Consider the following 24,370-nt stretch of genomic DNA (forward strand, 5'->3'; position numbering starts at 1 on the left):
GCTTTCCGTACGACAAAAGTGATTTTCATGACGCAAACATTTATCCCCGGCAAAGATGCCGCTCTGGAAGACTCCATCGCTCGCTTCCAGCAAAAATTGCTCGACCTCGGTTTTCAAATTGAAGAAGCTTCGTGGTTGAATCCCGTCCCTAACGTCTGGTCTGTACATATTCGCGACAAAGAATGCGCGCTGTGCTTCACCAACGGTAAAGGCGCGACAAAAAAAGCGGCGCTGGCTTCTGCGCTGGGCGAATACTTTGAGCGTCTGTCGACTAACTACTTCTTTGCGGATTTCTGGCTGGGCGAAACTATCGCCAATGGCCCGTTCGTACATTACCCGAACGAAAAATGGTTCCCGCTGACTGAAGAAGACGATGTTCCAGAAGGTTTACTGGATGCGCGTCTGCGTGCGTTTTACGATCCAGATAACGAACTGACCGGCAGCATGCTTATCGATCTACAGTCTGGTAATGAAGAACGTGGCGTCTGCGGCCTGCCGTTTACCCGCCAATCTGATAACCAGACCGTCTACATTCCGATGAATATTATCGGCAATCTGTATGTTTCTAACGGCATGTCTGCGGGTAACACACCTAACGAAGCTCGCGTTCAGGGCCTGTCTGAAGTCTTTGAGCGCCATGTGAAGAACCGTATTATCGCCGAAAGCATCAGCCTGCCGGAAATCCCGGCCGAGGTGATGGCGCGCTATCCGGCAGTGGTGGAGTCCATCGCCACACTGGAAGCGGAAGGTTTCCCAATTTTTGCCTACGATGGCTCGCTGGGCGGCAAGTATCCGGTGATTTGCGTTGTCCTGTTCAACCCGGCCAACGGTACCTGCTTTGCCTCCTTCGGCGCACACCCGGATTTCGGCGTTGCGCTGGAGCGTACCGTGACTGAACTCCTGCAGGGCCGTGGTCTGAAGGATCTTGATGTCTTCACCCCACCGACCTTCGACGATGAGGAAGTGGCAGAACATACCAACCTTGAAACTCACTTCATCGATTCCAGCGGTCTGATCTCCTGGGATCTGTTCAAGCAGGATGCCGACTATCCGTTCGTTGACTGGAATTTCTCCGGCACCACGGAAGAAGAGTTCGCCACCCTGATGGCCATCTTCAATGCTGAAGATAAAGAAGTGTATATCGCTGACTATGAGCACCTGGGCGTTTACGCGTGCCGCATTATTGTTCCGGGAATGTCTGACATCTATCCGGCAGAAGATCTGTGGTTAGCCAACAACGCTATGGGCACCCATCTGCGTGACACCATTCTCTCGCTGCCAGGCAGTGAGTGGGATAAAGAAGACTACCTCAATCTGATTGAACAGTTGGATGAAGAAGGTTTTGACGACTTCACCCGCGTGCGCGAGCTGCTCGGTCTGGCGACCGGTGCGGATAACGGTTGGTACACCCTGCGTATTGGCGAGCTTAAAGTGATGCTGGCGCTGGCCGGTGGCGATCTGGAGCAAGCCCTGGTGTGGACCGAATGGACGATGGAATTTAACGCCTCCGTCTTTAGCGCGGAACGTGCAAACTACTATCGCTGCCTGCAAACATTGTTGCTGCTGTCTCAGGAAGAAGACCGTCAGCCGCTTCAGTATCTGAACGCATTCGTCCGCATGTACGGCGCTGAGGCGGTTGAAGCGGCAAGTGCGGCACTGAGTGGTGAAGCGCCGTTTTATGGACTTCAGCCAGTAGACAGCGATCTGCACGCATTCCCGGCACATCAGTCTCTGCTGAAAGCCTATGAGAAATTGCAACGCGCGAAAGCGGCACACTGGTCAAAATAGTGACAAACAACTTGCCTCGAGTAGGCTAAATGTATTGTCTGAGCTATATTACGGGGCGCTTAAAGCGCCCCGTTTTTTATTTTGGTCAAACCAAAAAATAAATGTAAAGGCAAGGTTAAATATTAGTAGTTGATATTAAAAAAATTAGCTTATTAATGTGGTTTTTTATCTCAATTACTCCATTTTAATTAACCGTCCCATAGGAGGCTGAAAGAAAAAATTCAACTCACTTTATAATTTTTAAAATTTATTTTTATATGGATAATCAACATGTTACACCGTAATCGCATAAAAACCATGCGTCTTACGGGCCTATAAGCCAGGCGAGATATGATCTATATCAAATTCTCATCTATAATGCTTTGTTAGTATCTCGTCGCCGACTTAATAAAGAGAGAGTTAGTGTGAAAGCTGACAACCCTTTTGATCTTATTCTACCTGCTGCAATGGCCAAAGTTGCCGAAGAAGCAGGCGTCTATAAAGCAACGAAACATCCGCTTAAGACGTTCTATCTGGCAATTACTGCCGGTGTATTCATTTCAATTGCCTTTGTTTTCTATATCACCGCCACAACCGGCACTGGTACTATGCCTTTCGGCATGGCGAAATTAGTAGGTGGTATCTGCTTTTCCCTGGGGCTGATCCTTTGTGTTGTCTGCGGTGCAGACCTCTTCACTTCAACCGTACTGATCGTCGTTGCTAAAGCCAGTGGTCGTATTACCTGGGGTCAGTTAGCGAAAAACTGGCTTAACGTTTATGTCGGCAACCTGATTGGCGCCCTGATCTTTGTGTTACTCATGTGGCTTTCTGGCGAGTATATGACCGCCAACGGCGCATGGGGGCTCAACGTTCTGCAAACAGCCGACCACAAAGTGCACCATACTTTTGTTGAGGCAGTGAGCCTTGGTATCCTGGCTAACCTGATGGTGTGTCTGGCCGTATGGATGAGCTACTCGGGCCGCAGCCTGATGGACAAAGCGTTTATCATGGTATTACCGGTCGCAATGTTTGTTGCCAGCGGTTTTGAGCACAGTATCGCAAACATGTTTATGATCCCTATGGGTATTGTAATACGCGATTTCGCCACCCCGGAATTCTGGACCGCAGTTGGGTCTTCTCCGGAGAATTTTTCTCACCTGACCGTGATGAATTTCATCACCGATAACCTGATTCCGGTTACGATCGGTAACATTATCGGCGGCGGTTTGTTGGTCGGGTTGACATACTGGGTCATTTATCTGCGTGGTAACGATCATCATTAATCTGTTGATGCCCATTACACGCAGTAAATAAAAAATCCACTTAAGAAGGTAGGTGTTACATGTCCGAGCTTAATGAAAAGTTAGCCACAGCCTGGGAAGGTTTTACCAAAGGTGATTGGCAGAATGAAGTAAACGTACGTGACTTCATTCAGAAAAACTACACTCCGTATGAGGGTGACGAGTCCTTCCTGGCTGGCGCAACTGATGCGACCACTGCACTGTGGGACAGCGTGATGGAAGGCGTTAAACAGGAAAACCGCACTCACGCGCCTGTTGACTTTGACACCTCCGTTGCTTCGACCATCACTTCTCACGACGCTGGCTACATCAACAAAGCGCTCGAGAAGATTGTTGGTCTGCAGACTGAAGCTCCGCTGAAACGTGCGATCATTCCGTTTGGCGGCATCAAAATGGTTGAAGGTTCCTGCAAAGCGTACAATCGCGAACTGGACCCGATGCTGAAAAAAATCTTCACCGAATACCGCAAAACCCACAACCAGGGCGTATTCGATGTTTACACCAAAGACATTCTGAACTGCCGTAAATCCGGTGTTCTGACTGGTCTGCCAGATGCGTATGGCCGTGGCCGTATCATCGGTGACTACCGTCGCGTTGCGCTGTACGGTATCGACTACCTCATGAAAGACAAATACGCTCAGTTCGTCTCTCTGCAGTCCGATCTGGAAAACGGCGTAAACCTGGAAGCAACTATCCGTCTGCGTGAAGAAATCGCTGAACAGCACCGCGCTCTGGGTCAGATCAAAGAAATGGCTGCTAAATATGGCTGCGATATCTCTGGTCCGGCTACCAACGCTCAGGAAGCTATCCAGTGGACTTACTTCGGCTACCTGGCCGCAGTTAAATCTCAGAACGGTGCAGCAATGTCCTTCGGTCGCGTATCCACCTTCCTGGATGCTTACATCGAACGTGACCTGAAAGCAGGCAAAATCACCGAGCAAGACGCACAGGAAATGATCGACCACCTGGTCATGAAACTGCGTATGGTTCGCTTCCTGCGTACTCCTGAATATGATGAACTGTTCTCCGGTGACCCGATTTGGGCAACTGAATCAATCGGTGGTATGGGCGTTGATGGCCGTACTCTGGTTACCAAAAACAGCTTCCGCTTCCTGAACACCCTGTACACCATGGGTCCTTCTCCGGAGCCGAACATCACTGTTCTGTGGTCTGAAAAACTGCCTCTGAACTTCAAGAAATTCGCCGCTAAAGTGTCCATCGACACCTCTTCTCTGCAGTACGAGAACGATGACCTGATGCGTCCTGACTTCAACAACGACGACTACGCTATCGCTTGCTGCGTAAGCCCGATGGTTGTTGGTAAACAAATGCAGTTCTTCGGTGCGCGTGCAAACCTGGCGAAAACCATGCTGTACGCAATCAACGGTGGCGTTGATGAAAAACTGAAAATGCAGGTTGGTCCTAAATCTGAACCGATCAAAGGCGACGTTCTGAACTTCGACGAAGTTATGGACCGCATGGATCACTTCATGGATTGGCTGGCTAAACAGTACGTCACCGCGCTGAACGTTATCCACTACATGCACGACAAGTACAGCTACGAAGCATCTCTGATGGCGCTGCACGACCGTGACGTTATCCGCACCATGGCGTGTGGTATCGCTGGTCTGTCCGTTGCTGCTGACTCCCTGTCTGCAATCAAATATGCGAAAGTTAAACCGATTCGTGACGAAGACGGTCTGGCTATCGACTTCGAAATCGAAGGCGAATACCCGCAGTTTGGTAACAACGACTCTCGCGTTGATGACATGGCGGTTGACCTGGTAGAACGTTTCATGAAGAAAATTCAGAAACTGACTACTTATCGTAACGCTATCCCGACTCAGTCTGTTCTGACCATCACCTCTAACGTGGTTTATGGTAAGAAAACTGGTAATACCCCAGATGGTCGTCGTGCTGGCGCGCCGTTCGGACCGGGTGCTAACCCAATGCACGGTCGTGACCAGAAAGGTGCTGTTGCCTCTCTGACCTCCGTTGCTAAACTGCCGTTTGCTTACGCTAAAGATGGTATTTCTTACACCTTCTCTATCGTTCCGAACGCTCTGGGTAAAGACGACGAAGTTCGTAAGACCAACCTGGCTGGTCTGATGGATGGTTACTTCCATCACGAAGCGTCCATCGAAGGTGGTCAGCACCTGAACGTGAACGTCATGAACCGCGAAATGCTGCTGGATGCGATGGAACATCCGGAAAAATATCCGCAGCTGACCATCCGTGTTTCTGGCTACGCAGTACGTTTTAACTCCCTGACTAAAGAACAGCAGCAGGACGTTATTACTCGTACCTTCACTCAGACCATGTAATTGGTTTTGACTGAAATCGTACTTTAAAAAGCGTACAATAAAGGCTCCACGTAAGTGGGGCCTTTTTAATAGCCTGCTTTGTCAGCTATCTATACTTATATACTCGATGGATTTCGAGGTGCATTGAGGCGGCAACGGAGTGAATCCCCTGGAGCGTACAGAAGTAGGTGACTGGGGTGAGCGAAGGAAGCTAACAAAGATGCAGCTTGAAAGACGAAAAGTATGGATAGCAGCCAAAACAGACTCGACACAGTTAATAACTGTGCACTAACACTGGCCCCGGATGGGCCACACCTGGAGAAACACCGCAATGTCAGTTATTGGTCGCATTCACTCCTTTGAATCCTGTGGCACTGTTGATGGCCCGGGCATCCGCTTTATTACCTTCTTTCAGGGCTGCCTGATGCGCTGCCTGTATTGCCATAACCGTGACACGTGGGATACACACGGCGGTAAAGAAGTCACCGTCGACGAATTAATGAAAGAGGTGGTGACCTATCGCCACTTTATGAACGCATCCGGCGGCGGCGTGACGGCGTCTGGCGGCGAAGCTATCCTGCAAGCTGAATTCGTACGTGACTGGTTCCGCGCTTGTAAAAAAGAAGGTATTCATACCTGTCTGGATACCAACGGTTTTGTTCGCCGCTACGATCCGGTGATCGATGAGTTGCTGGAAGTCACCGACCTGGTCATGCTCGATCTCAAACAGATGAACGATGAAATCCATCAGAATCTGGTCGGCGTATCTAACCATCGCACGCTGGAGTTCGCGCGTTACCTGTCAAACAAAGACATTAAAGTGTGGATCCGCTATGTTGTCGTACCTGGCTGGTCTGATGACGATGACTCCGCACACCGCCTCGGCGAATTTACCCGCGATATGGGTAACGTTGAAAAAATCGAGCTGCTGCCTTACCACGAGCTGGGCAAACACAAATGGGTGGCAATGGGCGAAGAGTACAAACTGGATGGCGTCAAACCACCGAAGAAAGAGACCATGGAGCGCGTGAAGGGCATTCTCGAGCAATATGGACATAAAGTGATGTATTGAGTTTTAGCCACCACCAAACGGCTGCCCTGAACGGCAGCCGTTTTGCTATCTAAGCGACAATATTTGAGTCGAAGGCGCGGTTAACAGGAGAAAGCGACGCTATCTCCTGCCCTCGTCTTTAGCGCCCTCTTCTCGCCAGTAGCGGGAAAATCAATCCCAGTCCAACCAGCACAAATGGCGTCACGATATTCAGCGTGAGCTGGAATGTCCACTCAGGGGTAAAGGCTTCCATTTTCGGGAAGATCCCGGTCAGACAGGCAAATGCGGTAAAGGCAAAGCACCAGATCCCCACGGTCATCGCAAGCGAGCGGTTGCGAATAAAGACATATTCCGATTTATATTTTTGCGCCAGGCGAATAACGGCAATGAACGCCACAAATACCCATAAATAACGCAATGGCATCACGACAGAGTTAAGATTCAATAGCCATTTATACAGGTTGTTCATGTCGCCAATTCCCAGTGTTGGCAACATAATCAGAATCGCTACCAGCACCAGCGTCAGAATATAACCATTGACCGGCGTACCGGAAGCGTTGGTTTTACACAGACTCTCGGGAATATATTTACGATCAGCATCACCCAGAAGAACTTTAAGCGGTGCATCAATAGAAAATACCAATGCCGCAATCTGTCCCAGCGTATTGGCAATCGCGTAAATAACCATCAGCGAATTACCCATACCATAATACTCACCCAATTTCTGGAAGGCGTAATATTGACCATTCGTCATCAGGTCATCTGGAATATGCCGGGAGTCAAACATCATTCCCATAGCCAGCGACCCGAGAATCGCGCATACCGCTACCATAACAGCCAGAACGAGCATCCCTTTTGGAAATTCTTTGCCCGGATTACGTGTCTGATTAACGTATGGCGAAATTTTCTCCGCACCGCCCACGGCAAAGACCAGCATGGAGATCGTAGTAATGTAGGTAAAATCGATGTGCGGGATAAACGATTCCTAGGTGATATTGGTTGTCGCTATTTGCACATCCGTAATTGCAGGCGCGGTTACCGCCATCACGACATACAAAATGGACATCACAAACATCGCGATGCCAGCAACTGACCCAACAATTTTCAGTGACTTCATGCCACGGGACGCAACCCACATGAAAAAGACAAACAGCGCCAGCGTCAGTCCCTGCAACGCCACGACGGTGTACTCTTTAATCAACGAACCATCGCCCTTCAGCGCCCATCCCAGCGCAATCAGAATAGCCTGCGGTTTTTGCGCCAGATAAGGTATATGCACAACCCAATAGGTCCAGGCAGCAAGATAGGCCAACCCTGGCCCCATGGTATGTTTAATCCAGGTACTGACGCCGCCTTTACCCTCTTTAAAGGTTGAGCCAAGCTGCCCGACGATCAACGCATAAGGAATAAAATAGAGCGCGAAAATAAATATCCAGGAGGAGACAACAACCAATCCCTGATTAGCATAGTTGTTGACGACGTTACCAAAACCCCAGACGGTAATAAATGACATCAATGCAATGTTGTACCATCGCAATTGTTTTTCCTGCACACCAGCCATACGCAATCCTTTGTGGAAGCTTTTTGATTATCAATATATGAGGCGTGGGATTATGCGCGGTAAAATGAGCGAGCGGAAACGGCAGGATGTAAAACTATAACCTTCTGCACACTTTATTTTCAGGACAGACATGTGCAATTAAATAATGCAGGTTCCCATAAAGCATACATAAACAGTATGTATGGGAACCTGTTCATATTCTGTTAAATCAGGTCAAATGTGCGCAATAGAATTAGGCGTATGGCCCGTCTTACGCAACAGCATCAGTAAATAAATAAACGATACGCTGGCGATCATGATAAACAGCAGGCTATCTGAATAATTCTGCATCAGCATCGCAGTAAATGAAGGTCCCAGCAGGCTGCCCACGGTATAGCTCAATAACAATGCCTGATTCATGGCGACCAGCTGATGATGTTCCACCTTTTCACAGGCCCAGGCCATCGCGACCGGGTAGAGGGTAAAGCCTGCCGCACCCAACATAAACAACGCGGGCGCCATCGCCGCCTGGTTCAGCATGGCGATACTCCCGACGATCACCACGAAGACCTGGACGCGTAAAACCAGCAGACGTCCCAGCTTGTCCGCCAGACGGCCAATCGGCCATTGACCCAGAATACCGGCACTTACCAGGACCGCCATCCAGAAACCAATGCTGGCGTTGCTCACCCCCTGATGGTTGAGATACAGCGGCATCAGGCCATACAAAGACCCCAGCACGATCCCGGAAATAATGCAGCCATTAACGCCCAAGCGCGCCTGACGCAACCTCAGCATGGAGACAATAGGCGTAGACTGCTGTTCATCGCCCTGCTGATTAGCAATGCGCGTAAAGAGCAGTGGCAAAACACCCGCCAGGATAGTACCCGTCACCCACGGCAGGACGTTCATCAATTCTGTTGATACTTTACTAACCAGCAGTTGGCCTAAAAACGTTCCCACATAATAGATCATCATATAGGCGGCAAGTAACCGTCCACGATTACGGGACGTCCCGCTGCACATCAGCGCGCTTTCCACGACCACCCAGATCATGGCGCAGCCAACACCGGCGATAAAACGCCATGTCATCCAGCTCCAGAATCCCACCATAATCCCCAGCCCGACACAGCCCGCGGCGAAAATAAGCGAGGCGATGTAATAGCTGCGATTAAAACCAAGGTGTTTTATTAAATAACCTGTCAGCAACGTCCCTACCAGATTACCGGTAAAGTAAGACGAGCTCACCACGCCTACCTGCCAGGTGGGCAGATTTTCATGGGCGAGCCAAAGCGGGACGAGCGTGTTTAACACGGCGATCGCCAGGGTCAACAGAAGTAGCCCGCACAGCAATAGCATGACGGGACGGGTATACGTGGACATGAATAAAAACCGTGAGGAAGTTCAAATTTCATGCGCATCATGCCACTGCTAAAAACATTGTCAATCGGCGGAATCAGAGGGCTGAGGCGCTTTCTGGTCGATCGATTTGCATTACTGATTCTTAATGTGAATAGATAAAAAACACAAAAACACATCTGCTTGTTTTTATTGATCTAAAACAAAAATCTCGCGTTACGTTCAGTCGAAAAATTTCATGGACTCCCCTTACTTTTATTTCTTACTAAACTCTATGCGGGATGCTGAGCTGCATTGTCTTCAAAATAGAACAGTGAGTTCCTATTTATCTATCTAATCCAAATATCGTTCTTTTCGTAGACTTAAACTCATCAAATTTCCCCCACTGATACTGAACAGGAGAAATACCATGACTAAACCTTACGTAAGACTTGATAAAGACAATGCGGCAGTACTGCTGGTCGACCATCAGGCTGGCCTGCTCTCTCTGGTTCGGGATATCGATCCCGATAAATTTAAAAACAACGTGCTTGCGCTCGGTGACTTAGCAAAATACTTCAACCTCCCAACCATTCTGACAACCAGTTTTGAGACAGGACCAAACGGACCGCTGGTACCGGAACTGAAAGCTCAATTTCCCGATGCGCCCTACATTGCTCGCCCAGGAAACATTAACGCATGGGATAACGAAGATTTCGTGAAAGCAGTAAAAGCGACCGGCAAAAAGCAGCTGATTATCGCTGGTGTCGTGACGGAAGTTTGCGTCGCTTTCCCAGCGCTCTCGGCTATTGAAGAAGGTTTTGACGTCTTTGTTGTCACCGATGCTTCAGGCACGTTTAATGAAATTACCCGCAATTCAGCATGGGATCGGATGTCTCAAGCAGGCGCTCAATTGATGACATGGTTCGGAGTAGCATGCGAACTGCACCGCGACTGGCGCAACGATATCGAAGGTCTGGCGACGTTGTTCTCTAATCACATTCCGGATTATCGCAATCTGATGACCAGCTATGACACGTTAACTAAGCAGAAGTAAAGACTGGGGCAAAACCCTGGCCTGACATGTAGCCGGATAGCGCGCAGCTTTAAGGCCTACGGATATTGTAGGCTTGATAAAGCACGAGCCGCCATCCGGCACATTATGGATTAACTCGCCACCGCCATACCGACGGTCATATGCAGCCCGTAGAACACGCCACGACCAATCAGCTCACCGACTAACAGCAGAATAAACGCGACAGAAAGCAACGGAACGGCAGGCTGGTAACCCTTCACTTGCGGTACTATCCAGCAGCATAGCGCTAAGGCCAGTGCCACAATCCGCCACGCCATCAGCGAACCGTAATCCGGAACCAGCGCAGAGGCCTGTTGAATCGAACTGTGGATTGTCGCCAGTTCAGTCCCCTGCATTACCGACATGATGGCGCTCACGACCAGAGCAAGCACTGATATAGCCGGCAGCAGACGCATCGCCCAACCATCCACGCCAGCAATTCTCAGTAACAGATATCCCAGCAGCGGACCGCCCATAAACATCGTCAGGAAGAAGCCCAGCGGTGTCCAGACGCTGTACCAGGTCGGTACGGTATCGATGGTGTTATACACGCGCACCATCATCCAGACAAAAACCACACCCAGCACCATGGTGACAACTAACCACAGATTGCGTAATGCGGGCGACATTTTCTTCAACATAGCCAGCAGCCAGCCGATACCGCCAACGGCAAAGAAGAGTGAGCCGCTGGCAATTTCGTTACTCAACGCAGATGACCCAACGCGATTGAGTGAGTTAAAGGCGCGCATCGGTGAGCCCAAATGGAGCATGGAAGCAATAAATCCAATGCCCATTAATACCCACAGCCCAAACATGCAGGTAATTACGCGTTGCTGCGATTCTGGGCGTAAGCCCCCTTTCATCAACGCCAGCGCCAGAACGATAAAACCGCCAACCACACACTGCCCGAAGACCGTGAAGATCATCAGCGGCCATTCATGCCATCCACTTCCCATCTTACACCTCCTTCGGATTAGCCAGATAACCTGTGGTATCGCCGGTCGGGCGGCTATTGGCGTTAGGTTTGATAACAATGCTCGGTTTGGTAAAGTGCGCGCCCGGCAATGGCGCAACCGCAGCCAAAGTACCGTGTTTTTTGCGCAGTTCATCAATTGGGCCAAAATCCAGCGCACGCAGTGGACAGGACTCGACGCAAATAGGTTTCTTACCTTCAGCGACGCGCTCATGGCAACCATCGCATTTGGTCATATGTCCTTTGTCAGCATTATACTGTGGTGCGCCGTAAGGACAGGCCATGTGGCAATAGCGACAGCCGATGCACACATCTTCATCGACAACGACAAAGCCATCTTCACGTTTGTGCATCGCACCGCTCGGACACACTTTGGTACAGGCCGGGTCTTCACAGTGGTTACACGCAATGGAGAGGTAATAGGCAAAGACGTTCTGATGCCAGACGCCGTTGTCTTCCTGCCAGTCACCGCCCGCGTACTCATAAATGCGGCGAAAGCTGACTTCAGGGGTTAAATTTTTGAAATCTTTGCACGCCAGTTCGCAGGTTTTGCAACCGGTGCAACGGCTGGAATCAATAAAAAATCCATACTGGGTTGTCATCGGTTACTCCTTACACCTTTTCAACCTGAACAAGGTTCGTGTGTGATGGGTTCCCCTTCGCGAGAGGAGACGGACGCTGGGTCGTCAGGACGTTAATACAACCGCCCTGGTCCACGCGTTTTGCGTCCGGGTCATACCACGCCCCTTCGCCCAATGCCACCACGCCAGGCATCATACGCGGCGTTACTTTCGCCTCGATGTGCACTTCACCACGATCGTTAAAGATGCGCACCTTGTCGCCGTTGTTAATGCCGCGTCGCTGTGCATCCATCGGGTTGATCCACATTTCCTGACGGCAGGATGCTTTCAGAACATCCACGTTGCCATAGGTCGAGTGGACGCGAGACTTATAGTGGAAGCCGGTCAACTGCAGAGGGAATTTCTCCACCAGCGGATCGTTTAAGCTCTCAAAGCCTGGGGTATAAATCGGCAGTGGATCAATCACATCACCTTCCGGCAGTTCCCAGGTTGACGCGATCTCGGCAAGCTGCTGCGAATAAATTTCGATCTTACCTGACGGCGTGGTCAGCGGATTGGCGTTAGGATCCTCACGGAACGCCTTGTAGGCCACGTGATGTCCCTGTGGGTCGCGCTGTTTAAAGATCCCCTGCTTGCGGAATTCTTCAAACGTTGGCAGTTCAGGAATGGCTTTTCGCGACTGCTCGTACAGATGACGCATCCACTCTTCCTGAGTACGACCTTCTGTAAACTGCTGCTCAACACCAAGGCGTTTCGCCAGCTCACTGGTCATCTGGTAGATAGTCTTGCATTCGAAGCGTGGTTTGATCGCCTGATCGGTGAAAATCACATACGACATATTTCCGCAGGAGGCATCCAGTGCGAAGTCCATCTGCTCCGAAGCGGTGCAGTCCGGCAGCAAAATATCCGCGTATTTCGCCGAGGAGGTCATATGACAGTCGATAACAACGATCATCTCGCACTTCTTATCATCCTGTAGGATTTTATGTGTGCGGTTGATATCAGAGTGCTGGTTAATCAGACAGTTACCGGCATAGTTCCAGATCATCTTAATCGGAACATCGAGTTTATCTTTACCACGAACACCGTCACGCAGCGCCGTCATCTCCGGACCTCGCTCAATGGCGTCCGTCCACATAAACATAGAGATGCTGGTTTCGACTGGGTTTTCCAGCGTAGGCATACGTTCAAACGGCAAACTGTATGAGCCCTCACGCGCCCCGCTGTTGCCGCCGTTAATCCCAACGTTACCGGTAAGGATTGCCAGCATAGAAATGGCACGGGTCGCTATTTCACCGTTAGCATGACGCTGCGGTCCCCACCCCTGACTGATATATGCCGGTTTAGCGCTACCGATTTCACGGGCCAGTTTGACGATTCGATCAGCAGGAATACCGGTAATTTGCGCTGCCCATTCCGGGGTCTTGGCGATACCGTCTTTGCCCTGCCCAAGAATATACGCCTTATAGTGACCGTTTTTCGGTGCGTCGGCCGGTAAGGTTTTCTCGTCGTAACCCACGCAGTATTTATCAAGGAACGGTTGATCGATCATGTTTTCGGTGATCAGCACATACGCCAGACCATTAACCAGCGCCGCATCGGTACCTGGGCGGATCGGGATCCATTCATCTTCACGACCCGCGCCGGTATCCGTGTAGCGAGGATCGATAATAATCATGCGGGCATTGGATTTTTGTCGCGCCTGTTCAAGGTAATAGGTTACCCCACCCCCGCTCATACGGGTTTCACCTGGGTTATTCCCGAACAGAACCACCAGCTTGCTGTTTTCAATGTCGGACGGGCTGTTACCGTCTGCCCAGCCGCCGTATGTGTAGTTCAACCCGGCAGCGATTTGCGCTGAAGAGTAGTCACCGTAGTGGTTCAGGTAGCCGCCACAGCAGTTCATCAACCGTGCCACCAGTGTTTTGCCTGGCGGCCAGGAGCGTGTCAGGGTGCCGCCCAGCGTACCTGTGCCGTAGTTCAGGTAGATAGACTCGTTGCCGTAGTCTTTGATAAGACGCTGCATATTGCTGGCAATGATGTCGTAGGCTTCATCCCAGCTGATGCGCTCAAATTTCCCTTCACCACGTTTACCGACGCGTTTCATCGGGTATTTCAGACGGTCGGGATTATAAACGCGACGACGCATGGAGCGACCACGCAGACAGGCGCGTACCTGGTGCAAGCCGTCATAGTTGTCATCACCGGTGTTGTCGGTTTCAACATACTTTATTTCACCGTCTACCACGTGCATACGCAGAGGACAGCGGCTACCACAGTTCACCGTACACGCGCTCCATATGACTTTCTCATTGGCCTGTGTCGGATTAAGGGCTTCTGCAGCATTTGCAATACGGGTAAATGGCAGGGTAAACGCGCTACTGGCCGCCGCCAGTCCGCCTATCGCCGTCGTTTTCACCAAACCTCGGCGACTAACCTCAGCTGCCAGCATGGCATCGGGGATCTTAGTTTTCATAGTGGCTCACTCTGCTGCTCACAATAAACAAAAGAGAAATACTCGTTATGTAGATTTTTATATATCGTATATGTCGATATACAGACTGGTAGATACCGAATTTGCGAAAAGACAGAGATAAATACTGACTTTCATTCGAAGGCAGTATTACTCCTATGGAGGTAGGCGTTATTGTCCGACGTCAAACGGGCATAAAAAAAGCGCCCTAAGGCGCTTTTTTAGCAAAGAAAGGTAGCTTAGCCGATAAATTCCAGGCCATTCATGTACGGGCGTAACACTTCCGGAACCTGAATACGGCCATCAGCCTGCTGATAGTTTTCCATCACCGCAACCAGCGTACGTCCAACCGCCAGACCGGAACCGTTCAGCGTATGTACTAAACGGGTCTTTTTGTCGGATTTGCTGCGGCAACGCGCCTGCATACGGCGAGCCTGGAAATCCCACACGTTGGAGCAAGAGGAGATTTCGCGATAGGTGTTCTGCGCCGGGATCCACACTTCCAGATCGTACGTTTTGCATGCGCCAAAGCCCATGTCGCCTGTGCACAGGATGATCTTACGGTACGGCAGGCCCAGCAGCTGAAGAACCTTCTCGGCATGGCCGGTCATTTCTTCCAGCGCGTCCATAGAGTCTTCCGGGCGAACGATCTGCACCATTTCAACTTTATCGAACTGGTGCATACGGATCAGACCACGGGTATCACGACCGTAAGAACCTGCTTCAGAACGGAAGCACGGCGTATGCGCGGTCATTTTGATCGGCAGCGCATCTTCGTCAATGATTTCGTCGCGAACCAGGTTGGTCAGCGGAACTTCTGCCGTTGGGATCAGCGCATAGTTGCTGCTGTCAGCTTCTTCATCCAGCGGACGGGTGTGGAACAGATCGCCAGCAAATTTCGGCAGTTGCCCTGTTCCGTACAGCGTGTCATGGTTAACCAGATACGGAACGTAGTTTTCGCTGTAACCATGCTGCTCGGTATGCAGATCCAGCATGAACTGAGACAGCGCACGGTGCATGCGCGCGATCTGCCCTTTCATCACGACGAAACGAGAGCCGGTCAGCTTAACCGCAGCGGCAAAATCAAGACCCGTGTGCATTTCACCCAAGGTAACGTGATCGCGCACTTCGAAATCAAACTCACGCGGAGTACCCCAACGGCTGACTTCAACGTTGTCATTTTCATCTTTACCCACCGGAACGTCGTCCGCTGGCAGGTTAGGAATGGTCAGCGCAATGTCGCGGATCTCGGCCTGTAAGGTATCAAGTTCAGCTTTCGCGGCATCCAGCTCTTCGCCCAGTTTGTTCACTTCCAGACGTAAAGACTCGATATCTTCCCCGCGCGCTTTTGCCTGGCCGATGGATTTCGATCGAGAGTTACGCTCTGCCTGCAGGTTTTCAGTTTGTACCTGCAGAACTTTACGACGCTCTTCAAGAGCGCGCAGCTTATCTACATCCAGCTTAAAGCCCCGGCTTGCCAGTTTTTCTGCGACTGCGTCTGGCTCATTACGCAGCAGATTGGGATCGAGCATGCTTATCCTGTGCTTATCGAATTAAAATAGGAGAAAGTGACCACAGCCTGCGGTCACAGGGATACAGAGACAACATTACCGCAACGATAACACTAACGGTAGCGTTTTATAGGGCTATTTTGATCCTGTCCGGCGAGCCAGGCGAGCTTTTCGCCAATCTTGCCTTCAAGACCTCTGTTTGTGGGGTGATAATAGCGCGTTTGTGCCATTTCCTGCGGGAAGTACTCTTCTCCGGCGGCATAGGCATTTGGTTCATCATGGGCGTAACGATACTCCTGACCATAGCCCATTTCTTTCATCAGCTTAGTTGGCGCATTGCGCAGATGGACCGGCACGTCGTAATCCGGACGTTCGCGGGCATCAGCCAGCGCGGCTTTGAAGGCGGTGTAAACCGCATTACTTTTCGGCGCGCAGGCCAGATAAACAATCGCCTGAGCAATCGCTCGTTCACCTTCCGCGGGTCCCACTCGGGTAAAGCAGTCCCATGCGGAAATTGCCACCTGCATGGCGCGAGGATCGGCATTGCCCACATCTTCAGAGGCAATTGCCAGACAGCGACGAGCAACATACAGCGGATCACCACCTGCACTAATGATGCGCGCATACCAATAAAGTGCCGCATCCGGGGCGCTGCCGCGAACCGATTTGTGTAATGCGGAGATGAGATTGTAAAAGCGATCGCCTTTATTATCGAAACGCGCGCTGCGTTCACCGGCAATTTCAGTGAGCAACTTGGCCTTCAATACGCGCTTGCCAGAATCATCAACTTCGGCCATATCGGCCATCATTTCCAGCGTATTCAGCGCTCGCCGCGCGTCGCCATTCACCAGTTCAGCAATCGCCCGACGCGTCTCTGGCGGCAGTACGATATCCTGGCCGCCGTAACCACGGGTTTTGTCTGACATCGCCTGGTCCAGCACCTGTTCAATATCGTCGGTGGTTAACGACTTCAGTAAATAAACACGCGCACGCGACAGCAGTGCCGAGTTCAGTTCAAACGAGGGGTTTTCTGTGGTGGCGCCAATAAACGTGATGGTACCGTCTTCAATATGCGGTAAAAACGCATCCTGCTGGCTTTTATTAAAACGGTGAACTTCGTCCACGAACAGGATGGTACGTCGACCTGCGTTACGATTCTGACGCGCACGCTCAATCGCTTCACGAATTTCTTTTACGCCAGACGTAACCGCCGAAATTCGTTCAACATCGGCGTTGGCGTAACGGGCAATAACTTCGGCTAGCGTGGTTTTCCCCGTCCCCGGCGGCCCCCATAAAATCATGGAGTGCAGGTGCCCGGCCTCGATGGCGCGCGGCAAGGGTTTACCCGCAGCCAGCAGATGCTGCTGGCCGATGTACTGCGCTAAATTTTCTGGCCGCATACGTGCGGCCAGTGGCTGAAAGGTATTATCAGAAAAGTCGAGCGACAGATTGCTCACTCACACGCCTCTACTTACGTTGATCGTCAACCGTTACACCTTGCGGCGGGGTAAAGGTAAATTTCGAAGGTTCAATCGCACCATTTTGCTGGGATTTCAGCTGATAGCTGCTGCGCTGATCGTCTTGCTCAACGGCACTAAACTGGTGGATCGTCCCGTCCCGCCCAACATTGATAGTAAACTGCTTCAGGTTACCGCTGCTGGTTTTTGGCGTCAGCACGAAATCGTCGCCGTTTTGCTTAATGTTGTACTGTTGCCAGTCGCTGGCCTGGTTACGCGCAATCAGCATAAACGGCGTGTTACCCGTGGCGTCTTTCAACCAGGTCGCAGTCGCCTGCTCAACAAACGGGTTAAAGAACCACAGCGTTTTACCATCGGAAACCAGGATGCTCTCGTCAGGCTGCGTCATATGCCAGTTAAACAGATTAGGGCGTTTAACCCATAAGTCGCCCTGACCTTCCTGCACCGCCGCGCCGCTACCGTCCGTGACCTTCTGAGTAAAGCTGGCATGGAAGCTACTGACTTTATCCAGACGGCTTTTCAGGTCGCTGGCAGCGTCAGCCCAGACGCTGCTCACCACAAAGCTAGACAGTAATGCACAGGTGATTGCGATTCTTTTCATCGTTATTCCTCAAAATACGTCACTCCCAACGGGGAGATCCCTCTGCTATCCATTTCAGGCCAAAAATCAGCATGAGGAAAGTAGAAAATACTGAATTACTTAACTTTGCAATCATTCGAAGGGCGGCGGAGCCAGCACTTCACGATTACCATTATGCCCTTGTTCGCTGACTATTCCCTGCGCTTCCATCTGTTCGATGATGCGCGCCGCTCGGTTGTAACCGATACGGAACTGACGCTGGACGCCGGAGATTGAGGCTTTGCGTTTCTGAGTAACAAAGTTCACCGCCTGATCGAACAGCGGATCCAGTTCTTCTCCACCATCAAAGCCGCCACCGCCGCCTTCGCTTTCGCTGTCAGAGGTAATGCCATCAATGTATTGTGGACGGCCGCGCGCTTTCCAGTCTTGAACTACCGCGTGAACTTCTTCATCGCGTACAAAGGCGCCGTGTACACGTACAGGGATCGTCGAGTTTGGTGCAGAATAAAGCATGTCACCCATACCCAACAGCGATTCCGCGCCGCCCTGGTCAAGGATGGTACGCGAGTCAATTTTACTGGACACTGTAAAGGCGATACGCGTCGGGATGTTCGCTTTAATCAGACCGGTGATAACGTCAACTGATGGTCGCTGGGTTGCCAGCACCAGATGGATCCCCGCCGCACGCGCTTTTTGCGCCAGACGAGCGATCAGTTCTTCCACCTTTTTGCCAACGGTCATCATCAGGTCAGCGAATTCATCCACCAACACCACGATATACGGCAGTTTTTCCAGCACCGGATGCTGAACATCCATGCTGTCGCCCGGCTTCCAGTATGGGTCTGGAATCGGACGTCCCATACGGGCGGCTTCAGCAATCTTATCGTTATAACCGGCAAGGTTACGCACGCCAAGCGCCGACATCAGTTTGTAGCGACGTTCCATTTCATTTACGCTCCAACGCAAGGCATTGGCGGCATCTTTCATGTCGGTCACAACTTCAGTCAGCAGATGTGGAATACCTTCATAAACAGAAAGTTCCAGCATTTTCGGGTCAATCATGATAAAGCGAACGTCTTCCGGCTGCGCTTTGTACAGCATGCTGAGGATCATGGCGTTCACCCCAACAGACTTACCGGAACCGGTTGTCCCTGCCACCAGCAGGTGCGGCATTTTAGCCAGATCGGCCACCACCGGTTCGCCTGCAATATCTTTGCCCAGCACCACAGTCAGCGGAGATGAGTTATCACGGAATTTAGCGTTATCCAGTACTTCACGCAGATAAACGGTTTGACGTTTTTTGTTCGGTAACTCCAGTCCAACATACGGTTTGCCTGGAATAACCTCGACCACACGTACCGCCGCGGTCGACAATGAACGCGCCAGATCTCGTGACAGGTTAGAAATACGCGCCGCTTTAACCCCTGGAGCCAGATTAAGCTCAAAGCGGGTAATCACCGGGCCAGGAGAGTAGTTCACCACATCGGCTTTAATGCGGAAATCCGCCAGACGCGCTTCCACCAGACGTGCCATTTGTTCTAGTGCGAACGTATCTATCGGCTCAACTTCGCTCGGCGGCGGCGTGAGCAGATCTAACGATGGCAGCGGCGTGCTTGGACGGTGCGCCGGACGACTATCCCCATTACGCATCAGCAGCGGATGGATCAGACTATCCTGCGGCGGCGGTGTAACAGGCCGCGCTGGCTGCTGATAATGCTGCTGCGGTGCAACTGGCTGCGCTGGCTGTTGATAATGCTGCTGCGATGCAACTGGCTGCACCGGTTGCTGGTAGTGCTGCTGCGATGCAACTGGCTGTGTCGGTTGCTGATAGTGCTGCTGCGGTGCAACTGGCTGCGCCGGTTGCTGATAATGCTGCTGCGGCGCAACTGGTTCCTGGTACTGCGGCGCGGGCTCCGGCATTACGCCAGGCGTAAACAGCGGCTCATGCGGCCCCTCATCCACCAGCGTTTTCATTGGCGAAAATTCAAAGTCATCGAGGGAGAATGGATTCGCTCCGGCAGGCTGTTCACCGGAATAACGCTGCTGCTGAGAAGACGCAAACTGGCGAGCAAGCTCCGCTTCTGCGGCTGAATCTTCGTCATCAGTCTGGTGGGTATCGTCCTGATACTCTTCGCCATAACGATGCTGCTGCGACTGAGCGAACTGACGTGCCAGCTCGTCCTGCTGCATTGCATCCATTTCATCGTCACTGTACGCATCTGTATCAAGCTGCTCTTCGCGCGCTTTCTCTTCAGCCATACGCTGTGACGGCAGTTTTATGCCATATGAAGCCAGCTCACGACGAGTAGGCACGCGCACACGATTCGGACGCGGCAACTGCGGGCCAATGCCCTCTTTCACCTGCGGACGCGGCGTACCGCTGCCTGCAAGGCTAAAGACAGGTGCTGCGGCAGCGGCACTCGCCCCTAACGCGGCGCTTTTTACGCCAGCGGCCAGCGGTGCAACGGCAGCAACAGATTCAACGGGCGGTATGGATGCAGTCGTCGGCATAGACGGCGTAGACGGCTTAACACGCTCAGGCTCCTGAGCAGGTTCTGGGATCGGTTGATACCATGCGGCCAGTTGCTCACGCTCACGCGCACGTTTCTCTTCGACTTCTTCAAAGTAATAGAGCGGCGGACGAGTCGGTTTAACTTCTTCAACCACCGGCTCAGGTTCCACCACTGTTGGTTGTTCAACCACAGGCTGCTGGAACGTAGTGCTCTGTTGAAAAGTTGGATCCTGCTGATAAACAGGTTGCTGCACAGGCTCCGGCTGATAACCAGGCTGCTGGAATGCGGCGCTCTGTTGAGAGGTCGGATCCTGTTGATAGACAGGTTGCAGCACGGGCTCCGGCTGATAAACAGGTTCCGGCTGCGGCGCGACAGGCTGCGTATAAACAGGTTCAACGGGCTGCTGTGCGTAATATTGCGGCTGCGGACTCTGCTCCACAACCGGTTGTTGCCATGGCTCATACGGCTGCTGCACCGGAGGTTGCGCGTACTGGGCTGGCTGCGGATAACCTTCAGGCGCTGGTGCAATCGCGGCATCACCGGTTTGCGGGCCAGGCACGGGTTGCCAGGCCACAGTTGGGACCGGTTGCTCCATAACAGTGTTGGTCACGGGAGACGTTTGCAGCAACGGATCAACCGGTGCGCTCCAGGCCTGAGCGGCCGTTGTAGCTGCAGCTGCTGCAGCTACAGGCTCGGTCACCGAGTGGCCGTTAAGGAGCGGATCAAGTTCGTCATATTCAGGCAGCGTCGCGCGATTACCGGAAAACAGCACATCATTAGGATCGGCAACCACGCCACGGGCGCTGTATTCAATTTCGTCTTCATCATCCATGCGTTTGCCGGAGAACAGCGCCGCATCGGTATGACGACCAAGCGGGTTGGTAAATTTCTCAGCCAGACGTTTACGGCGCGCTAACGCACCGCGCAGGATACGAGCTCGGCGCGATTCATGGGGTTTGCCATCAGCGGCGTCGACAGACTCTTCTTCGTCTTCATACTCTTCGTCATCGACCCAAGTATCGTCGCGGCGGGTACGGTTGCTGGCAAACGTCAGGATATTGAGTAACCAGCCGCCCAGTTTTTCCGCAATGCTCACCCATGACCAACCGGTGAACAGCGTTAATCCCGCAGCCCAAATGCACAACAACGTCAGCGTGCCGCCGCTGCTGTGCAGCAATGGTTGTAGCGTGGTGCTGAGCAGACTGCCGATCACGCCGCCAGAGGCGAAATACCAGATGTCATCGGCGTTAATTGCGGCCAACCCGCAGGAAGTGAGAATCAGCGCCAGAACGCCAATAATGCGCAGCGAGACGGCAAAATAATCGACGTATTCGTCGCTGGCCTGATGTCGCCAGGCAAACCAGCAGCCACCGACAATGATGACGGGGATAGTGTAGGCCATGACGCCAAAAATAAAGAACAGCGTGTCCGCCAGCCATGCTCCAGGTATTCCGCCCAGATTATGGATAGGCTCATGCCACGCGGTTTGCGACCAACTGGGATCCGAAGGGTTAAAGCTGAGTAAGGCAGCCATCAACCAGACGGCAAAAAGGGCAATAAGGATCAGTAGCGCTTCCAGAAGTCGGCGCCCGCTGCTTAACTTCGTCAATGTGACGTCTTTGTCTTCAGTGTATTCCTGGCTCAAAAACGGCTCTCCAGGTTTCGGGCTTTTCCTGCCCGATGCTAAAACGGACAACAGCACCGGGTTGCCCCGGCACTGTTGCTGTATGGATTAACAGGAGTGTAATCAAACTGCGTCGATTTTGCACCTGTTCCGTGTTAGCGCGTCTTAATTACCAGACGATTGCTCTGTTTGACTTCTTCCATTACTACATAAGTACGTGTGTCATTCACGCCAGGCAGACGCAGCAGGGTTTCCCCCAACAGCTTACGGTATGCTGACATATCCGGTACGCGTGTTTTCAGCAAATAGTCGAAATCACCGGAAACCAAATGACACTCTTGAATTTCTTCAAGTTTTTGTACCGCAGAGTTAAATTGTTCAAACACATCCGGGGCGCCACGATTCAGAGTAATCTCAACAAAAACCAGAAGTGATGCATCCAGATAATGTGGGTTTAACAGCGCTGTATAGCCCTGAATGAAACCCTGTCTTTCCAACCGACGCACACGCTCAAGGCAGGGCGTTGGTGAAAGTCCCACACGTTTAGAAAGCTCGACGTTAGAAATACGCCCATCCTTTTGCAGCTCATTAAGAATGTTACGATCGATACGGTCGAGATCTTTGCCAGGGCGCTTCTTACTATCTACCATTATTATTGTCTCTCTGTATTCCTTCCCTACTCCTGCCTGACTCTACCAACATCACTGTTCAGAGTCGCTACCCATCAAGATAAACCGCAACCCAGAGGGATTTTCGGTTCGCAATGTCTGGGTTTATGGTGAGAAGACCGTTGCCTGTCGGCGGCTATCGACATCACGAATGGCATCTGTCCACACCATGCGTAGATTTCGCTAACACGGTAAACATGGTATCTACATGCATGATTATGCAGCACATACATGACACAGTTTTTTTCTTCCTTGAATGTTTTCGCAAAACAGCAGGGGATTGTCAAAGCAAAACATCGATTTTTAGTACAACATGCCAGTTATTCATTCGCAGTGATGGAAAATCGTCATTTTATCACCTTATAACTGACCGAATTTAAGTAGAAATCGTTATAGTATTACGACTAATTCTGCCGTTCATCGGTTCCCGCTATTACACATATTGTTAACAAAATCGCCATACTCTTTTTTTACGCCTGTAAATTCCCTACAATCCTGCTCATTGCCTGCTAACAACTATGAGGATCTCATGGGCGCAACCAAACACAGTAAACTTCTTATTCTGGGCTCTGGCCCTGCGGGGTATACCGCTGCGGTCTACGCTGCACGCGCGAACCTGCAACCGGTACTGATTACCGGTATGGAAAAAGGTGGTCAGTTGACCACAACAACAGAAGTGGAGAACTGGCCTGGCGATCCGCACGATCTCACAGGCCCATTGCTGATGGAACGCATGCACGAACATGCGACCAAATTTGAAACTGAAATTATTTTTGATCATATCAGCAAAGTTGATCTGCAAAACCGCCCTTTCCGTCTGACCGGCGACAGCGGTGAATACACCTGTGACGCACTGATCATCGCCACCGGTGCGTCAGCACGCTACCTGGGTCTGCCTTCAGAAGAAGCCTTCAAAGGCCGTGGCGTTTCCGCCTGCGCGACCTGCGACGGTTTCTTCTACCGTAATCAAAAAGTTGCGGTGATCGGCGGCGGCAACACTGCTGTTGAAGAAGCGCTGTACCTGGCGAATATCGCATCTGAAGTGCATTTGATTCACCGTCGCGACAGCTTCCGCGCCGAGAAAATCCTGATCAAGCGTTTGATGGATAAAGTCGAAAACGGCAACATCGTGCTGCATACCCACCGCACACTGGAAGAAGTGACCGGCGATCAAATGGGCGTAACCGGACTGCGCCTGCGCGATACGCAAAACACTGACAACGTCGAGTCACTTGACGTTGCAGGGCTGTTTGTCGCTATCGGTCACAGCCCGAATACCGCCATTTTCGACGGTCAGCTTGAACTGGAAAATGGCTACATCAAAGTTCAGTCCGGTATTCATGGTAACGCCACCCAAACCAGCATTCCGGGTGTATTCGCCGCCGGTGACGTGATGGACCATATTTATCGCCAGGCGATCACTTCAGCAGGCACCGGTTGCATGGCTGCGCTTGACGCAGAGCGTTATCTCGACGGTCTGGCAGACGCTTGCAAATAAGTTTTACAAATCAGTAACAAAAGTAAAAAAGGCGACTATAAGTCGCCTTTATTTTTGCCTCGTTGTAACATTGTCCTGCCCAAAAATTCCAATAAC

Annotated in this window: 15 protein-coding genes and 1 pseudogene; 6 read left to right on the forward strand and 10 right to left on the reverse strand. The window is 51.5% G+C overall.

Annotated elements, in window-relative coordinates; all coding sequences use genetic code 11:
- The first annotated feature begins 27 nt into the window (after nt 1–27).
- From ycaO to pflA, 4 genes are all read left to right on the forward strand, one after another.
- Entirely contained in the window at nt 28–1,788 is a 1,761-nt protein-coding gene (ycaO, locus tag OGX94_RS08845; RefSeq protein ID WP_020996515.1) for a 30S ribosomal protein S12 methylthiotransferase accessory factor YcaO, read from the forward strand.
- Between the two features lie 404 nt (nt 1,789–2,192).
- Nucleotides 2,193–3,050, forward strand: a complete 858-nt coding sequence (gene focA, locus OGX94_RS08850) for a formate transporter FocA (protein ID WP_003831909.1) — start codon at nt 2,193–2,195, stop codon at nt 3,048–3,050.
- Between the two features lie 59 nt (nt 3,051–3,109).
- On the forward strand, nt 3,110–5,392 hold the full coding sequence (pflB, locus tag OGX94_RS08855) for a formate C-acetyltransferase (RefSeq protein WP_003035753.1): 2,283 nt from the start codon (nt 3,110–3,112) through the stop codon (nt 5,390–5,392).
- Nucleotides 5,393–5,702: 310 nt separating this feature from the next.
- Nucleotides 5,703–6,443 carry a pyruvate formate lyase 1-activating protein gene (gene pflA, locus OGX94_RS08860; protein WP_003035751.1) on the forward strand — a complete coding sequence of 247 codons (741 nt, stop codon included), beginning with the start codon at nt 5,703–5,705 and terminating at the stop codon, nt 6,441–6,443.
- 118 nt (nt 6,444–6,561) lie between these two features.
- Here the strand turns inward: pflA and OGX94_RS08865 are convergent.
- Nucleotides 6,562–7,983 (reverse strand): annotated as a pseudogene (locus OGX94_RS08865) (amino acid permease).
- 213 nt (nt 7,984–8,196) lie between these two features.
- Nucleotides 8,197–9,345, reverse strand: coding sequence for an MFS transporter (locus tag OGX94_RS08870; protein WP_003831907.1), 1,149 nt, complete (start codon nt 9,343–9,345; stop codon nt 8,197–8,199).
- A gap of 385 nt (nt 9,346–9,730) precedes the next feature.
- Here OGX94_RS08870 and ycaC point away from each other — a divergent pair, with 385 nt between their 5' ends.
- Entirely contained in the window at nt 9,731–10,357 is a 627-nt protein-coding gene (gene ycaC / locus OGX94_RS08875) for an isochorismate family cysteine hydrolase YcaC (RefSeq protein ID WP_257661536.1), read from the forward strand.
- 110 nt (nt 10,358–10,467) lie between these two features.
- Here ycaC and OGX94_RS08880 read toward each other — a convergent pair whose 3' ends face one another.
- The 8 genes from OGX94_RS08880 to lrp form a co-directional block, all read right to left on the reverse strand.
- Entirely contained in the window at nt 10,468–11,331 is an 864-nt protein-coding gene (locus OGX94_RS08880) for a dimethyl sulfoxide reductase anchor subunit family protein (protein ID WP_003831906.1), read from the reverse strand.
- Nucleotide 11,332: 1 nt separating this feature from the next.
- On the reverse strand, nt 11,333–11,950 hold the full coding sequence (dmsB, locus tag OGX94_RS08885) for a dimethylsulfoxide reductase iron-sulfur subunit DmsB (RefSeq protein ID WP_003831905.1): 618 nt from the start codon (nt 11,948–11,950) through the stop codon (nt 11,333–11,335).
- A gap of 10 nt (nt 11,951–11,960) precedes the next feature.
- Nucleotides 11,961–14,405: a dimethylsulfoxide reductase subunit A gene (dmsA, locus tag OGX94_RS08890; protein WP_257661535.1), complete on the reverse strand. Its 2,445-nt coding sequence runs from the start codon at nt 14,403–14,405 to the stop codon at nt 11,961–11,963.
- A 236-nt stretch (nt 14,406–14,641) separates the two neighbouring features.
- Complete coding sequence (gene serS / locus OGX94_RS08895) at nt 14,642–15,934, reverse strand: serine--tRNA ligase (RefSeq protein WP_003831902.1); 1,293 nt, start codon at nt 15,932–15,934, stop codon at nt 14,642–14,644.
- Nucleotides 15,935–16,026: 92 nt separating this feature from the next.
- Nucleotides 16,027–17,370 carry a replication-associated recombination protein RarA gene (gene rarA, locus OGX94_RS08900; protein WP_286569063.1) on the reverse strand — a complete coding sequence of 448 codons (1,344 nt, stop codon included), beginning with the start codon at nt 17,368–17,370 and terminating at the stop codon, nt 16,027–16,029.
- 10 nt (nt 17,371–17,380) lie between these two features.
- Nucleotides 17,381–17,992, reverse strand: coding sequence for an outer membrane lipoprotein periplasmic chaperone LolA (gene lolA / locus OGX94_RS08905; RefSeq protein WP_003831898.1), 612 nt, complete (start codon nt 17,990–17,992; stop codon nt 17,381–17,383).
- A 111-nt stretch (nt 17,993–18,103) separates the two neighbouring features.
- A complete protein-coding gene (gene ftsK / locus OGX94_RS08910) occupies nt 18,104–22,129 on the reverse strand; it encodes a DNA translocase FtsK (protein ID WP_257661534.1) in 4,026 nt (1,341 codons plus the stop codon).
- 134 nt (nt 22,130–22,263) lie between these two features.
- On the reverse strand, nt 22,264–22,758 hold the full coding sequence (gene lrp, locus OGX94_RS08915) for a leucine-responsive transcriptional regulator Lrp (protein ID WP_002439523.1): 495 nt from the start codon (nt 22,756–22,758) through the stop codon (nt 22,264–22,266).
- A gap of 547 nt (nt 22,759–23,305) precedes the next feature.
- Between lrp and trxB the strand changes: the two genes are divergently transcribed.
- Nucleotides 23,306–24,274 (forward strand): thioredoxin-disulfide reductase, encoded by a 969-nt coding sequence (gene trxB, locus OGX94_RS08920; RefSeq protein ID WP_003831889.1) that lies wholly within the window; start codon nt 23,306–23,308, stop codon nt 24,272–24,274.
- Nucleotides 24,275–24,370: the final 96 nt, after the last annotated feature.

This window comes from Citrobacter sp. Cpo037, from assembly GCF_030332945.1.
GTDB classification, from domain to species: domain Bacteria; phylum Pseudomonadota; class Gammaproteobacteria; order Enterobacterales; family Enterobacteriaceae; genus Citrobacter; species Citrobacter portucalensis.